The organism is Photobacterium sp. S4TG1 (assembly GCF_036040035.1).
Classification (GTDB): domain Bacteria; phylum Pseudomonadota; class Gammaproteobacteria; order Enterobacterales; family Vibrionaceae; genus Photobacterium.
In genome coordinates this window covers 108,152-123,650 of sequence record NZ_JAYXUH010000010.1, presented here as the reverse complement: position 1 = coordinate 123,650, position 15,499 = coordinate 108,152, and the positions used below count along the sequence as shown (strand labels likewise).

Below are 15,499 nucleotides of genomic sequence, written 5' to 3'. Positions count from 1 at the left end.
TCAGCATGAATTATTTTCAAGCAATACAGCCCCATCCTAACCAGCATTACTTAGCCACCGCTATTGTCATTCTATTCCTTATTGGGTGTACACCAACCATACAAGTTGCAGCATCAGACCAACCCATAGAGGTTAATTTGAATGTTAAAATTGAACATGAAATCAAAATAAAAGTTGATCGAGATATAGAACAATTATTTGATAATAAAGCTGTCTTTTAATTGTTTCATCAATCTATATTAAGGTAATCCTATGAAATCAACGTCCCTTTGCGCCGTATTGCTTGGTGGTTATTTATTGCTGTTCAATACTAGCCCAGTGTTTGCGATTACATTACAACAAGCCAAACAACAAGGCCTCGTCGGTGAAACTAATACTGGCTTCATTGCTGCAATAAAGCCAACTAAAAACCCAGATGTAAACCGTCTTATAAACTCGGTTAATAACCATAGACAAAAAACATATCGAACCATTAGCCAATCACACGATTTACCCCTAAGTACGATTAAGCAACAGGCTTATAAAAAAGCGGTAGAAAAAACCCAAACCGGTCATTTTTATCAAAATAACCAGGGAGCATGGAAAAAAAAGTAAGCCGAAACATTAAATTACTCTTAACCCTCGTTTAAAAATATTTAACTAAACTAAATAGAATGACGTGCGTATAATTTGAAACCTTATAAATAACCCACCTCAAATCATAAAAATGACCCTAAATCAAAAAATTAGAAACTTTCGCCCTACTGACATAATATTTATATTCGCAGCAATAATATGTTTAGCGCCGTTCATTAGCTCACCCATAGCATTAATACTTGGATTTACTTTAGCTAGCTTTGGTTTCGTTCCGACCCAATTTAATCTTGCCGCTTTAACCAAAAAACTTTTGTCGTACTCCATTATTGGTTTAGGGTTTGGAATTAATTTAAACGAAGCTATTGAAGCGAGCCGTCAAGGATTAGGACTTATTATCTCTTCCATTTTCTTTACTTTATTTTTGGGTTGGTTAGCAACGCACTTTTTAAAGTTGGATAAAAAAACAGGCCATTTAATCGCTGCTGGTACGGCTATTTGTGGCGGTAGTGCCATTGCTGCGGTATCACCAGCCATTAATGCTCGCGATGATCAAACATCATTAGCTTTAGCTACCGTATTTGTACTTAACGCTGTAGCGCTTTTCCTTTTCCCCGCTGTTGGTCATTTATTAGAAATGAGTCAACATGCCTTTGGTACTTGGGCGGCTATTGCTATTCATGATACATCGTCAGTGGTGGGTGCTGCGGGATCTTATGGGGATGAAGCATTAAAAACTGCGACAACATTAAAACTGGCTCGTGCGTTATGGATCATTCCAGTCGCGTTTGGTAGTGCCTTAATGTTTAAAGGTGACAGTAAAAAAATCAGTGTTCCTTACTTTATTATGTTTTATTGCTTAGCTATTTTAATTGCGCATTTTATTCCACAATTTCATTCAACTTATATTCTGATTTTTGATGCATCTAAACGTTTATTAGTGGTGTGTTTATTTTTAATTGGCTCTGGTATTACCGTCAGCAAATTACGCAATGCAGGACATAAACCATTATTGTTAGGTGTCGTACTTTGGTTAGCTATTGGTACTGCATCACTGACTTATATTGAGCTATTTTTGTAACTGAAATTAATAAGTCATTTTATAGCAGCATAGAAAAACCTCTATTCTTCAATGTTTATATGAAGATATAGAGGTTTTTATTAATCAGTTTTTATGTTTTATTACTTTCGCATTTATAGAACCAATTACAAGACAAAACTTGCAAAAATAAAGCCAAAGATAATACTAAATACCATGCTTAATAAACCAGGGATCATAAAGCTATGGTTAAAAATATAACTACCAATCTTTGTGGTCCCTGTGCGGTCAAAATCAATTGAAGCAATGATAGGACCGTAGTTAGGAATAAAGAAGTAACCGTTAACTGCAACGAACGTTGCAATAATCACCTCTGGTGGCAAACCTAATGTAATACCAACAGGAACCAATACTGCTGTTGTTGCACCTTGGCTGTTTACCATTACAGATAATGCGAACAAAGCAAAAGCAAATGTCCATGGTGCAACTTCTACTAAGCCAGATACAGCCTCTTTCACCATTTCACTGTGACCAGCAATAAATGTATCACCTAACCAAGCAATACCAAAAATCGCAACAATCGCACGCATACCAGCATGGAAAACAGATCCTTGCGTGATCACGTTACCGTCAGGCTTACAGATCAAGATGATCAATGCCGCAATTGCAAGCATCACGATCTCGATCGTATGTGCCATACCCATTGCAGCGCCGTTAAAGTTAGGACGAAGCGATGGAAACGCACCCATAATAACAACTGCAAGCGCACCAAATAAGAATAAACCAACCGCTCTCTTTGCTTCTGGCTTAATTACAATCTCTTCTACTTTTACTTCTTGTTCCATTTCTTGACGGAAAGCAGGATCTTGCATACGACGTTGGTATTCTGGATCATCTTTTAGATCTTTACCGATTTTATTAACGACAACACACGCTAATGCTAAACCACAGAATGTACCAGGAATTGTAACCATCAATACATCAGCTAATGTAATGCCTTGTGGTTCAAGAAATGCAACTAAAGCAACCACTGCCGCAGCAATAGGGCTTGCAACAATAGCAAACTGAGATGCAATAACAGCCATACCTAATGGGCGTTCAGGACGTATACCACTGCGACGGCTCACTTCAGCAATAACAGGCAATACAGAATAAGCCACATGACCCGTACCCGCTAAAAAGGTAAACATGTAAGTTACTAGTGGCGCAATGAATGTAATATGACGCGGATTTTTACGAAGAATATTTGACGCAATTTTAATTAAGTATTCAAGACCACCTGCCGCTTGCATTGCAGCAGCTGCCGCAACAACAGCCATGATCATTAACATTACATCAATTGGTGGACTGGTTGGTTGCAAACCAAAAACAAAGCTCAGAATTGCAAGACCGATGCCTCCCATTACACCCAAACCGATACCGCCGATTCGAGCCCCCACTAAGATACATACAAGTACAATCAAAAATTCAACAATAAACACATCTATACTCCCTAATAACAGCGTTTACATTACTGACGTCATATTCAGTAAAAATTCGTGCTGATAATAAAGTTTATATAGAAGCAATAATTAGCACCCAATCACACTTTATTAAAATATATATCAATAAAAGTATTAATATAAACAATTAATTGAATTAATGTTTTGTATATTTTACATAGTTGTTGTTTATTTGTTTTAGACTTAACAGGATATTCCTATTGCAACAAATGTAGTTTTTATAAGCATAACTGATTTTTATGGTTCAATTTTGATTTTTACAGAAGAAACTACTTGTTCATCAGGCTTATTTTGAGATTGTATTTTTCCTGCTTTTATCCATAAAACGGTTAATAAAATTGCAAATGCCGTGAGATCACATAATGCACTGATAACACCAACTGTAAATAAAGATATTGTCACTAATAACATTGCAATGACGCTTGCCATTATCAGTCGTTTACGATCAGGTATTTTAAGTAGCCATGCTTTCATAACAATGATCCATCAAATCTCAAATTGTTATTAATATGTTAACCAATGTTTTGTGTTTTAAAAATACCGTTTACCTCTATGAAAGAGTAAAAAAATATATACTCTATTCCAACATCAATTATACAGGGAAATATAACCTATTCTCATTTGGAATGGTCAGCTTGATTAAAAAACATACATTTAATCACTAATCCGTAATTATCATGTCAATTTTTTGCCGTTTTTCGCTACAATACACTCTAAGTATAAAGACATTTGTTAATAGTGATATTTGCGTCATGAAAAGTCATGAATACTGCTACCACATTTGCAAATTATTAAATATTCTTCGGAGAAAATAATGACATCTCGTCCATTAAAGGCAGCAGTTGTATTAGGTCTATTCGCATTATCTGGTTGTGCTTCATCTGATAGCCCTTGTGATTCTGGTTACCTGTTACCGTCTAAAGTAGATAGCGCAAACCTACAGTGTCAACAACAACCAGTAGAAACAGTTGCTCCTGAAACAACTGTAACTAGCGAACCAGTTGTTGATAGTGATTACATTAATAATGACGATGCGCATCTTGCAGATGAAGAATCAATGACCAATGATCAAGCGTTTGGTGATATTAACCCTTCACACTTTACTATTCAAATTTTAGCATTAAGTGAAGAACGTAACCTACGTGGTTACCTTCAGCCAATCACTAGTGATCAACCAATTTGGGTTAATTGGAAACATGCACTAGGCCGCAACTGGTATGCCGTTACTTATGGCAATTTCGCAACCCGCGAAGAAGCAAAACAAGCAATTCAAACATTGCCAGCAACCGTTCAAGCACAAGGTCCATTCGTATTGAGCTTTGCTGCTGTTAAAGCTGATAAAGAAGGTCAAGTGTACCAATTACGTTAATCGTATAACGGCACTTATCGCTACAACTCAATGCTGTAGCAAAAAAAACCAGACATTCAGTCTGGTTTTTTTTATTTATTAACGATTATTAAATCGTTAACTATTAGTCATCTTGGCTTACATCAGTATTGCGTTTTTTCTTAGGGATAAAGACATCATTACCCACAGCTTGGTTTTCGTAAAAACGCTTATCAACTCTTTTCTTCGCTTTAGGTGCTTGCGTTTGTTTAGCAGTACCCGTTTTATTGGTCGCCGTTTTCTTAACAATCTTCTTCTTCGGTGCAGGTTTAAGACCTTTAAACTTACCGACTAAGCCTTCAATTGTCGTGAATTCAATCTTTTGTTTCAAGAATGCTTCAACCGCTTTAAAGCTCTTCCAGTCTTTAGGACCAACTAATGAAACAGCATCACCTTTGTTACCTGCACGACCAGTACGGCCCACACGGTGAACATATTCTTCAGCATGTTTTGGCATATCAAAGTTAATAACAAGCGATACGCTATCAATATCTAGACCACGAGAGGCGATATCTGTTGTCACAAGAATCTTATGACAATTACGCTCAAACTGGCTCATGATGTTATTACGTTGCGATTGATTCAAGTTACCGCTTAGTGCAACAGCTTTTAATTTACGTTCATTTAACTCAGCGGTTAGACGATCGGTATCAGCACGTGTTGCAGTAAAGATAATAACTTGATTGTAATCTTCTACTTCTAACACTTTATCAAGCAATGCTTGTTTATGATCTAAGTGATCACACAAAATAAAGCGTTGAGTAATATCTGTATGTTCTTCTGCTGAGTGACCAATTGAAATGCGCTTAGGGTTATCTAACATTTCAGAAGCCATATCAAGCACATCAACATGGTCCATCGTGGCTGAGAACATCAATGTTTGACGGCGACGGTGGTTAGCCGCTTCGTTAATACGACGTAGTTGAGGTTCAAAACCCAGATCAAGCATACGGTCTGCTTCATCAAGAATCAGCATTTCTAGACCATCAAGATGTGTACTGCGATGCTCAAGGTGATCAGCAAAACGACCAGGGGTTGCAACAACAAACATCGGATCGTTACGTAATGCTTTTACTTGGTCGTTGAAGTTTTCACCACCAACAATCAATGTGCCATCGTACGGTGTTCCCGCATTAAGCGTGCGTAACTGTGCAAAAATTTGTTTTGCTAATTCACGCGTTGGCGTCAAAATTAAAACACGTGGATCACGACGAGTAAATGGCTTGCTACGGTACATACGTTGCATCGCAGGTAATAAAAATGCCAGAGTTTTACCGGAACCCGTTTTCGACGACGCCAAAATATCTTTGCCTGCAATAGCAACAGGGACTGCCGTTTGTTGAATTTCGGTTGCTCGATCAAACGCCAAATGAGTCAGTTTCTTTAATAGGCGTGGGTCTAAGCCAAGATCTTTAAAATGCAAAATGATGCTCCGGTAAAAACAACTCAAATTATGAGTGTGTACTGTCAAATATGATGAATATCACAATATTGTGAAAACATTAGTTGGAAATTATAACACAAACCAATTTTAAAAAACCTAAAATAAGTTATCCCATCAGCGTTAACATATTGATAATCAATATTGCTATCTATATACCAAAAACGTTACCCTCAGGATCTGTTTTAATGATAAGGAATTGAAATGATTAAGAACAAATACCCTAAATGGTTAGCGTTATGCTATATCATCTTTTTTATTGCACTTGGGCTTAATCCTGCTTTTCGAACTGTATGGATCGCAGAAGCTATTCCTCTCATCATTGTGTTTTTATTTTTGGTGATCAGTTACCGTTATTTTGTATTTAGTAACCTTGCTTACACATTAATGGCAGTATGGCTGGTATTACATAATATTGGCGCCCATTACACGTTTGCAAATGTCCCTTTTGATTGGATTAATCACCTTCTGGACTCAAACCGCAACCACTTTGATCGCTTTGCGCACTTCTCAATTGGCTTATATGCGTTTCCTGTTGCTGAATTTTTAGTTCGCAAAGGCCATTGTAAACCTATTATTGCGGCTCTCTTTGGTCTATTTGCTATTATGGCAACAGCCGCCGCTTATGAAATTGTTGAATGGTGGTATGCAGCCAGTGCTGGGGGGGAAGCCGGTATTGAATTTTTAGGTTCACAAGGTGACATTTGGGATGCGCAAAAAGACATGCTAGCCGATACCCTTGGTGCTATTGCTAGTTTGATTATCTTCTTTATAGCAAAACCCTATACTATTACTAATAAACATTATTAATGTCTATTCTTTCCACATAAAAAAAGGCGCTAAATTAGCGCCTTTTTATTTAATCCAATCTGGAATTACTCTGCGTCAGGGTAACCATCTGGATTTGTTGACTGCCAACGCCAAGTATCTTGCGTCATATCATCAAGTGTTAGTTTTGCTTCCCACTGTAATTCAGCTTTTGCTTTCGCAGGATCAGCCCAACATTCAGCAATATCACCAGCACGACGTGGTGCAATCTTATAAGGCACTTCTACACCAGAAGCTTTTTCAAATGCTTTTGCCATTTGCAATACACTGTTACCGTTACCAGTACCTAAATTGTAAATGTGTAAGCCAGCTTCACGGCCTTTGTGTGTTAATGCTGCAAGGTGACCATCAGCAAGATCAACCACGTGAATGTAGTCACGCACACCTGTTCCATCAACTGTTGGGTAGTCGTTACCAAAAACAGATAAGAACTCACGACGACCAACAGCTACTTGAGAAATAAATGGCATCAAGTTGTTAGGAATACCTTGTGGATCTTCACCCATAGTGCCTGATTTATGCGAACCTACTGGGTTAAAGTAACGCAGTAATGTCACGCTCATTTCAGGGTATGCATGTTGAATATCAGCAAGACACTCTTCTACCATTAGCTTACTACGGCCATATGGGTTAGTTGCACTTGTTGGAAAATCTTCAGTGATCGGCACAGATGCAGGATCGCCATAAACTGTTGCTGATGAGCTAAAGATAATTGCATTAACACCAGCGGCACGCATCGCTTCAACAAGCACTAATGTACCACTTACATTATTGTCGTAATACTCTAGTGGTTTTTCTACTGACTCGCCTACGGCTTTTAGTCCTGCGAAGTGAATTACTGCATCGATATCATTTTCAGCAAAAACACTGTCTAAAAATTTACGATCACGAATATCACCTTTATAGAATGCAGGTGTTACGCCAGTTAAGTTATTAATGCGCCCTAATACGGTTTCTTTACTGTTATACAAATTATCAACAATAATTGGGGTCATGCCCGCTTCAATCATTTGTACACAAGTATGACTACCAATGTAGCCCATACCACCAGTAACTAATACACGCATAGTGTCTCCTAGTCGTTAATACGTAGTTTTGTTCTAAACATTAATACAGATTCCGTATGGCAATAATACGATTTTGTATAAAAATTTATTATAGAAAAAGATTATGCTAACGATTGTTTTCTTTAGCAACATACTGATTAACATAAAATTGAATTTTGACATAATGCTAACGCAAAAAACAAATACATACCTCACATTTTTTATTTTTACCATTATCAATGAAGATTCTTACCAATCACAATAAAACATTGTATAATTAATCAATTTTTCAATTATTAGAGCAACCTATGAAACGATTTATACATTATTTTATCCTTTTATGGACACTAGTTTTTATGACTGCTGGCTGTGAAGTTGTTCGTTGGAAAACAGAACACGATCAGTCATCTTTAGAAAAAGAAGGTTTCAGTAAGCACCACATAACTCTCAAAGAAGGTGGTAAATTAACCTATTGGGAAGGAGGGCAAGGTCAGCCTTTATTATTATTGCATGGCTTTGGTGGCACGGCTGCTGCAACATGGAAAACAGAGATGCTACAGCTAAGTAAAAAATACCACGTTATTGCTCCTGATTTACTTTGGTTTGGTGAGTCATACAGCGATAATGCTGCGCAGCTATCAACTCAAACTAATGCTATTTGGCAACTCGTTGATAAATTACAACTACAAAAAATTGATGTCGCGGGTATTTCTTATGGTGGTTTTATCACCTATGACATGATGTTGACACCTGAGCGTATCAATAAAGCAGTGATCATCGCTAGCCCTGGTCCACTGTTTAATGATGATGATTTATACGATTTAGTTAAGCGCGCAGGTATTGACTCACCAGAAGAGTTATTTGTACCCAATAGCGGCGATGATGTTAAACGTCTTTATGACAATGTATTTATTGAGAAAAAGCTCATCCCTGATTTTATAGCAAATCAAATATACCTTGATTATTTTTCACAATGGAAACCACAACGAACACAATTAATTAGAACATTACCCAAAGACAGAGATCGTATACAGCAATTTGACCCTAAAAAATTGCCTCAAGCGCTTATTATATGGGGACAAAATGACCAAATATTTCCTCTCAAAAGCGGCATAAAATTAAGTAGATATATTCAAGCTCCTATCATTGTATTGCCTAAGACCGCGCATGGTATTGCAAACGAACAGCCTCAAATAACCGCTGATTTGATCGATAATTTTTTATCTTCGCTATAAATGCCAATACAGTTATTATAAAAAAGAGAAGCACTTCTGCTTCTCTTTTTTGTTTATGCTTTCTGTTGTAAATAAGCAAATATTTCATCTTTTAATAATAGCTTTTCTTTTTTCAGCTGTTCAATGAGCGTTTCATCAAAACCATTAGCGGAAGTCATTAGATTAATTTTATCATCTAATTCATTATGTTTTTTAAATAGACGGTCAAAATGCACATCATGACCTTTTAGCGATGTAATTAAGCTTCTATATTCTGGAAACATTGTCACTCCTAGTGATTTTTTGAACACATCTTATTTATACTAAATTAGAATAATTATTCATGGTTGCAGATCTCATTTTTAATCATTTAAGTTAAAAACGTTGCATTCTTATAAATAAACAGATTTACAAAACAAAAAATTACTTAAGATTATCAATATCTTAATTGTTAATCAGTCTTATGTCTAGATATTTTATGATAATAAGATCTCTTTTTTATATATTTTTTTACATTAAAGTTTAAAAATAATTAGACATCAATCACAATACTGATATGCTTCCCAAAAAAACACACTATGTGTTGTATTTATCCAAATGTTGTTATAAAGGTTTTTTTTATATCATGGCTACATTGATTAAAAGTACTCAGCTACAAGCAACAAATTTTGCCTATATTGAATTGAGTGAGAAAACATTAAAAAAACAACTTTCCTTATTATTCCCTTTTGCTGGTGCTATCTGTGCCATTATCGCTTTTACTTATTTTGTATCACAACAAGCACATTATTTTACTGTTGTCGGTATACTCGGCATGACACTGTGTTACACCTTAGCTGCATTAAATCGAACCATCTTTTCTGCTACTATTCTTTTTTGGATCTTTTTAATCGCTACTACGCTTATTTGTTCAGCGGGGTTTTATTTTACTGGTGCTCGCCATATCAGTAATACTATCGGGTTAACCATTCCCCTATTAAGTTTTTTTGCTTTACAAATTAGAACCGCGGCTTGGTATAGTGCTATTTTTGGATTACTCTATATTGTGTTGAGTGTATCTGAAATAGCCAGTAAACAAATGCAAATTGCATCTGCTCTTCAAAATATATGTGCATATTCAATTATTTTTGTGATGGCATTTTTATTATCTCGACATCGTTATGATGCTATTTTGCAGGTAAAAAAAACCACCACCAATGATTTTCTGACAGGGTTACTAAACCGTGAAGGATTATTACCTTTTTATCAAAGTGAATCGTCTCGATGTAAGCGTTACCGCCGTGATATTTCGATGTTATTAATCAATATTGATAAATTTAGAGATGTTAACGATCGTTTCGGACTTGATGCTGGAGATAAAACCTTGATGATGGCAGCAAAATGCCTGCGTGAGATTTGTGGTAAAAACATGCATATTGCTCGTTTAAGCAGTCAAGAGTTTTGTATTATTATCCCAGACTCTAATATTCAATCAGCAGAGCAATTTGCCATTAAAATTCGTGATGAAATTAGTCAATGGATATTAGAATTAACGTCAGGACATCAAATAAAAATCAGTGTCAGTATTGGTATTACTAATATTGAATATCAAGATTTTAGGTATGACTATATCAAAGCAGAAAGTGCATTGATGCGAGCAAAAAGCTGGGGATCTAATCAAATAGCAACCAATGAATAGAGCACAACAATGAATATAAAAAAACACTATCAATGGAAATGTTTTAGCGTTGAAGAACAATCTCATTTTCTACCCGATGGTAGAGAAATAGCCTGTACCAGTATCAAACATCCTGGTGCGGTCATTATTGTTCCGATTGATCATAACGGTGATCTAATACTTGTTCATCAATACCGTCCAGCAATCAGCCAATGGTTATTTGAATTTCCAGCAGGCACACTAGAAGCAAAAGAAGATATTTTCATTTGTGCGCAACGAGAATTAGCCGAAGAAACAAACCTTGCAGCAAACAAATGGCATCCACTTGGAGAATTACTGCCTGCCCCTAGTTTTTGTGATGAAATACAATACCTTTATGTAGCACAAGGACTATCAGCGACTCAAGGGCAACTAGATGATGATGAAATTATTAATGTTGTGACATTATCTGTCGCTGAAGTAGAACAAAAAATTGCAGATAACCACATCCAAGACAACAAAACCTTAGCAGCTTTTTTAAAGGCACGGATTTCAGGCTTTATTTAAAAACAAATAAATATAAACATATTGCGATATTCGATAATAAATAGCGCAATATGCTTAATCTCGCTCATATCTGAAAAATTACTATTCACACAAATACATCGCGTTAAACTGCATTTCAGTTTATAAAAACATTTTTACGAGATGATATATCGTGTCTTTCTTACTCGCTTTGATATTCTCCCTTTCATCAAATCTCGATAATTTCGTTATTGGCCTAACTTATGGCGTAAAGAATGAAAGGATCCCACTTGTATCTAATGCAATCATTGCTTTTATTACTGCATTGGTTACCTTTATCTCTATGCTTGGTGGACAATTAGTCACCCAACTGATCCCTCATAAAGTCTCTAATGAATTAGGTTCTGTGATTTTCATTTTAATGGGAACGTGGTTCATTTGTGCCGATATGCTAAAAAAACAGCAACAAAAAGAAGAAAAGCAAAGCACTGTGCTAAATTTTAAAGGTGCAGTAATGCTAGGTTTATTACTTTCAATTAATAATATTGGCGTGGGTATTTTAGGTAGTATTACTCATCTTAGTATTTATTTGGTTGTCGCACTGACCTTTATTACAGGCATGATGCTCACTTATGCTGGTAACAATATTGGCGATAGTGTGATAGGAAAAATGGTGGGGAAATATAACGATTTGATCTCTGGCGGGTTACTGATTTTATTAGGTATTCTGTCTTTGTTCTTTTCGTTTTAAAACAAATACACTTAAATAGTATGAAGCCCAACAATTATCTCGTAAAACAACAATCTGGGCTTCTATTTCTAAGATTATAATTTAATCTGCCAACGTTTTAATGGATCGCTATGATTAATACCAACACGCCCCCAGCGATCAACACTATCAACAACTAATACTGATGTGCCTTCTGGCAATAATGCTTGCTGAGATGACGTTAGTTTTTTAGTACTCAGTAACCACAATGTTTTATCTTCTGCTAATAATGCTGCCAGTTTTTGTTTATCGGCATCTGTCCACTCAAGTTCCGGTTTTGTTAAACGATCGACAACAAATAACTGATTGCCAGAAGCAAAATCTTCTAGTTCTGTCGACAGTAAAACCACAGAATCAATTTCTGCATCCATTAGCACTTGTTGTTGGGCATTAATCAATTTACGAACATTACCCATTAATTGCTGTTGATTTTTTTCAATTTGTTGTGCTTTATTTGGCCATAAGCGTTGCAAATCATCACTCACAATCGCAGCCATTCGCGTTAAATTAGTCGGGTTTAACCATGTATACATTGATGTTGTACCATCACTCAAGCGAAGTGCTGCAACACCTTGTCCGCGAGGTGAAATTGCCTGTGATGCATCAATTTCAACAACCTTAATATTACCCTGACGAGCATAGATATAAAGCGGGTCTTGTGGCCAAACAGCACCTAAAGTAATGACTGCTTGTGCGTTTTTACTGGCCTCTTTTGTTACCTCGTCACCTTTAGTGGCAAACCAATTTGGTAAACGTGACACACCGTAACGTTTGGGTGGTAGGAATTTTGTCGTTATCCCTGTCTCATGAGTCAGTTCAGATGCCAACATATAGGTAACAGGAGTCGCCGTTAGAATATCTTCAGCTTTTACTGAATAACTATAACTGGCACCTGTTGCAATCATAGCAACAGCACAAACAGATTGAATTAAAGAACGTATAGGGTGGAGTTGAATATGACTCATGATGATCCCTTAAAAAATACAGTGACTACCCTTTACGAACAATGCGGTAACAGGTGGCGGTTAAAAAGAACGTAGCAGAAACAATAATAATTGCCGCTCCTGATGGAATAGGTAATTTAAGCTCCATCGGCAACACAGTACCAATCACACAGCTAATGGTCGCTAATAACGATGACAATAAAACAAAACTGCCCATATTTTTGGTAAGTAAACGTGCCGTTGCACCAGGAATCAGCAGCAATGCACCTACTAATACTGCTCCCACAATTTTAACAGAAGCGATCGTGACAAGAGTTATCATGATCACAAACAAATAGTCATAAAAATTAGTGTTGTAACCGCGTACTCGCGCAATATCAGGACTAATGCAGGTTAATAAAATTCGATTAAATGTCGGTATTAATAATAATATTATCAACCCACAACTTATCCCTAAGACCCACAAATCTTGATCGGTTACTGTTAGAATTGAACCAAACAGAACATTTTCAAGCATATGAATATTTATTTTACGCGCAACATACATCAGTAATGCGGCGCCAACGGCTAATGCCAACGCTAAAAACACACCGACCAGCGTATCGTAAGGCACATTAGTTCGATTACGAACAAAGTGCAGCAGTAACGCGAAGATCATGCAAAAACTAAATAAACCTATAAAGGGATTTTCGGGCGGTTCACCTAATAATACTCCTAGAGCAATACCGGTTAACGCTGCATGACCAACAGCTTCAGAGAAAAAGGCTAACCGTTTAGCTATAACTAACGTCCCTAATCCACCTAATAAAGGCCCAAGTAACAATGCTGCGACTATGGCATTAACCATGAAAACATATGAAAAGCTGTCACTTAGTATGCCCGCATCAACACCCCGTTGTGCCCAATGTCGAAGTAATTCCATTACGCAACCTCGTGTTGATTTGCCGCAATTGGCGCATGACTGTAATGATTAAATAACCGTTCTATTTTTTCAGGGATCAACACTTCTGAATGATGGCCAGAATCCACAACAATACGATTAACCACGTGCACTTGCGCGTTTAGTCTTCGAACCGCTGTTACGTCATGATGAACTGCTAATACTGTTTTACCTTGAGTAACAAATTCATGAATCAAAGACTCTAAATAGCGAACTCCTTGCTCATCCATTCCTGTCGTTGGTTCATCCAACACTAATAAATCAGGATCATCTAATAATGCTTGAGCAAATAATACTCGTTGCTGTTCACCGCCGGATAACTGTCCCATACGCCGATCGGCACGATTTGCCATTCCTACTCGCTCAAGTTGGCTTAATGCAAATAACTTATCTTGCTGACGTTTACGCCAAAACAATGGTGAACGAGTTAAATTTAATAAGATAAAATCCATCACTGTTAGTGGTAAACTTTGTTCAAACATTGCTTTTTGTGGAACGTAACCAACAGAACCTGGCTTACCGTTATTGGCCGCATCGCTCCATAGAATATCAACATTTCCTTTAAAAGGTGTTAGGCCCAAAATTGATCGTAATAGCGATGTTTTTCCACCGCCATTGGGTCCCATAACAACGTGGCATTGCCCTGCTGCAAACGTATGGTTGATATTAGATAAAATCTGGTTTTCACCGTATTGCAACTCAAGGTTAGCAATCTCAATACTCGGTCCCAAACTCATGCTTGATCCTTACTGGCAGCAAATTGCATTGCTTCAACTAATGTCATTAAATTTTGCTGCATTTCAATTTCTACTTTATTCGCATCGTACTGGCCATGCGTCATATGTGAAAAACGGTATAACTTCACCCCTGTCGCTTTTTCTATGGTATCAACATAACGGTTAGGCATATTTAATTCATAAAACAATACATCAATACCTGATTGTTTTATTTTTTCGATTGTTTCTTGCAGCTGACTAGCGCTAGGTTCAACACCGTGTGCAGGTTCGATGACTGCAGCAACATCAACACCAAATTCTTGTAATAAATAACCATACGCATTGTGGGTTGTCGCAACTTTCATACCTGAAGTATCTAAGTCGCCGAGAGCTAACATGGCTTTACGTTTCATTAATCGAAATGTTTTTGCATAATCACGGGCATTTTTACGGTATTCACGCGCATTATCAGGATCAAGTTCAGCCAATTTATTAGCAATGGTGTAAACCTTTTGAATTGTGGTTGATAATCCAACAAAAGTATGAGGATTTACTGCACCATCTCCTACTGATTGACCCATTGCAGGCAGTAATGGCACATCATTGTTTGCTTTAATAACCACTAAATCATCACGTTGAGCCGCATCAATAACTTTCAGAGCAAAGTCATCGTGACCAATACCATTTACAACAATCACATCCATTTGTTTTAAACGACGTAAATCATTAGGTTGTGGTAAATAGTTATGCGGATTGAAACCGGCATCAACTAGAGGAAGAATATCGGCCTTATCGCCAACGACCGCTTTAACGTAACTATAATAAGGCTGCAATGTAATACCGATAGTTAATTTTTCAGCGGCGGCACTTGAAAAGCTTGCGAATAATGCAACAGCCGTTAATGCTGTTTTAAAGACTATTTTCATAATATTTTACTTC

Annotated in this window: 18 protein-coding genes; 9 read left to right on the top strand and 9 right to left on the bottom strand. The window is 36.9% G+C overall.

Annotated features, from left to right (window positions below):
* Positions 1-5: 5 nt before the first annotated feature.
* From VXS03_RS13010 to VXS03_RS13000, 3 genes are all read left to right on the top strand, one after another.
* Complete coding sequence (locus VXS03_RS13010) at positions 6-221, top strand: YnbE family lipoprotein (RefSeq protein WP_327764186.1); 216 nt, start codon at positions 6-8, stop codon at positions 219-221.
* Between the two features lie 31 nt (positions 222-252).
* Positions 253-594 (top strand): YdbL family protein, encoded by a 342-nt coding sequence (locus VXS03_RS13005; RefSeq protein WP_327764185.1) that lies wholly within the window; start codon positions 253-255, stop codon positions 592-594.
* 112 nt (positions 595-706) lie between these two features.
* Positions 707-1,654 carry a YeiH family protein gene (locus tag VXS03_RS13000; protein WP_327764184.1) on the top strand — a complete coding sequence of 316 codons (948 nt, stop codon included), beginning with the start codon at positions 707-709 and terminating at the stop codon, positions 1,652-1,654.
* A gap of 125 nt (positions 1,655-1,779) precedes the next feature.
* Here the strand turns inward: VXS03_RS13000 and VXS03_RS12995 are convergent, their stop codons facing one another.
* Complete coding sequence (locus VXS03_RS12995; protein ID WP_327764183.1) at positions 1,780-3,093, bottom strand: anaerobic C4-dicarboxylate transporter; 1,314 nt, start codon at positions 3,091-3,093, stop codon at positions 1,780-1,782.
* Between the two features lie 258 nt (positions 3,094-3,351).
* Entirely contained in the window at positions 3,352-3,588 is a 237-nt protein-coding gene (locus VXS03_RS12990; protein ID WP_327764181.1) for a hypothetical protein, read from the bottom strand.
* Positions 3,589-3,928: 340 nt separating this feature from the next.
* Between VXS03_RS12990 and VXS03_RS12985 the strand changes: the two genes are divergently transcribed.
* Positions 3,929-4,483, top strand: a complete 555-nt coding sequence (locus VXS03_RS12985) for an SPOR domain-containing protein (RefSeq protein ID WP_327764180.1) — start codon at positions 3,929-3,931, stop codon at positions 4,481-4,483.
* 103 nt (positions 4,484-4,586) lie between these two features.
* Here the strand turns inward: VXS03_RS12985 and VXS03_RS12980 are convergent, their stop codons facing one another.
* Positions 4,587-5,924 (bottom strand): DEAD/DEAH box helicase, encoded by a 1,338-nt coding sequence (locus tag VXS03_RS12980; protein WP_327764179.1) that lies wholly within the window; start codon positions 5,922-5,924, stop codon positions 4,587-4,589.
* Positions 5,925-6,146: 222 nt separating this feature from the next.
* Here VXS03_RS12980 and VXS03_RS12975 point away from each other — a divergent pair, with 222 nt between their 5' ends.
* A complete protein-coding gene (locus tag VXS03_RS12975; RefSeq protein ID WP_327764178.1) occupies positions 6,147-6,752 on the top strand; it encodes a DUF2238 domain-containing protein in 606 nt (201 codons plus the stop codon).
* A 65-nt stretch (positions 6,753-6,817) separates the two neighbouring features.
* Here the strand turns inward: VXS03_RS12975 and galE are convergent, their stop codons facing one another.
* Complete coding sequence (gene galE / locus VXS03_RS12970) at positions 6,818-7,837, bottom strand: UDP-glucose 4-epimerase GalE (RefSeq protein ID WP_327764177.1); 1,020 nt, start codon at positions 7,835-7,837, stop codon at positions 6,818-6,820.
* Positions 7,838-8,172: 335 nt separating this feature from the next.
* On the opposite strand from galE, the gene VXS03_RS12965 reads away from it, so the two are divergent.
* Positions 8,173-9,051, top strand: coding sequence for an alpha/beta fold hydrolase (locus VXS03_RS12965; RefSeq protein WP_327764176.1), 879 nt, complete (start codon positions 8,173-8,175; stop codon positions 9,049-9,051).
* A 53-nt stretch (positions 9,052-9,104) separates the two neighbouring features.
* Here the strand turns inward: VXS03_RS12965 and VXS03_RS12960 are convergent, their stop codons facing one another.
* On the bottom strand, positions 9,105-9,314 hold the full coding sequence (locus VXS03_RS12960) for a DUF465 domain-containing protein (RefSeq protein ID WP_327764175.1): 210 nt from the start codon (positions 9,312-9,314) through the stop codon (positions 9,105-9,107).
* A 341-nt stretch (positions 9,315-9,655) separates the two neighbouring features.
* Between VXS03_RS12960 and VXS03_RS12955 the strand changes: the two genes are divergently transcribed.
* From VXS03_RS12955 to VXS03_RS12945, 3 genes are all read left to right on the top strand, one after another.
* Positions 9,656-10,708: a GGDEF domain-containing protein gene (locus VXS03_RS12955; protein WP_327764174.1), complete on the top strand. Its 1,053-nt coding sequence runs from the start codon at positions 9,656-9,658 to the stop codon at positions 10,706-10,708.
* 9 nt (positions 10,709-10,717) lie between these two features.
* Positions 10,718-11,233, top strand: a complete 516-nt coding sequence (locus VXS03_RS12950) for an NUDIX hydrolase (protein WP_327764173.1) — start codon at positions 10,718-10,720, stop codon at positions 11,231-11,233.
* Positions 11,234-11,384: 151 nt separating this feature from the next.
* Entirely contained in the window at positions 11,385-11,942 is a 558-nt protein-coding gene (locus VXS03_RS12945) for a manganese efflux pump MntP (protein WP_327764172.1), read from the top strand.
* A 74-nt stretch (positions 11,943-12,016) separates the two neighbouring features.
* Here the strand turns inward: VXS03_RS12945 and VXS03_RS12940 are convergent, their stop codons facing one another.
* Genes VXS03_RS12940 through VXS03_RS12925 form a run of 4 tightly spaced genes read right to left on the bottom strand, consistent with a single transcriptional unit; the run spans position 12,017 to position 15,486 of the window.
* Positions 12,017-12,925 carry a metal ABC transporter solute-binding protein, Zn/Mn family gene (locus VXS03_RS12940; RefSeq protein WP_327764170.1) on the bottom strand — a complete coding sequence of 303 codons (909 nt, stop codon included), beginning with the start codon at positions 12,923-12,925 and terminating at the stop codon, positions 12,017-12,019.
* A gap of 25 nt (positions 12,926-12,950) precedes the next feature.
* Entirely contained in the window at positions 12,951-13,826 is an 876-nt protein-coding gene (locus tag VXS03_RS12935) for a metal ABC transporter permease (RefSeq protein WP_327764169.1), read from the bottom strand.
* Positions 13,826-14,581 carry a metal ABC transporter ATP-binding protein gene (locus VXS03_RS12930; RefSeq protein WP_327764167.1) on the bottom strand — a complete coding sequence of 252 codons (756 nt, stop codon included), beginning with the start codon at positions 14,579-14,581 and terminating at the stop codon, positions 13,826-13,828. Before VXS03_RS12930 ends, VXS03_RS12935 begins: the two co-directional genes overlap by 1 nt.
* Complete coding sequence (locus VXS03_RS12925; RefSeq protein ID WP_327764166.1) at positions 14,578-15,486, bottom strand: metal ABC transporter solute-binding protein, Zn/Mn family; 909 nt, start codon at positions 15,484-15,486, stop codon at positions 14,578-14,580. Before VXS03_RS12925 ends, VXS03_RS12930 begins: the two co-directional genes overlap by 4 nt.
* Positions 15,487-15,499: the final 13 nt, after the last annotated feature.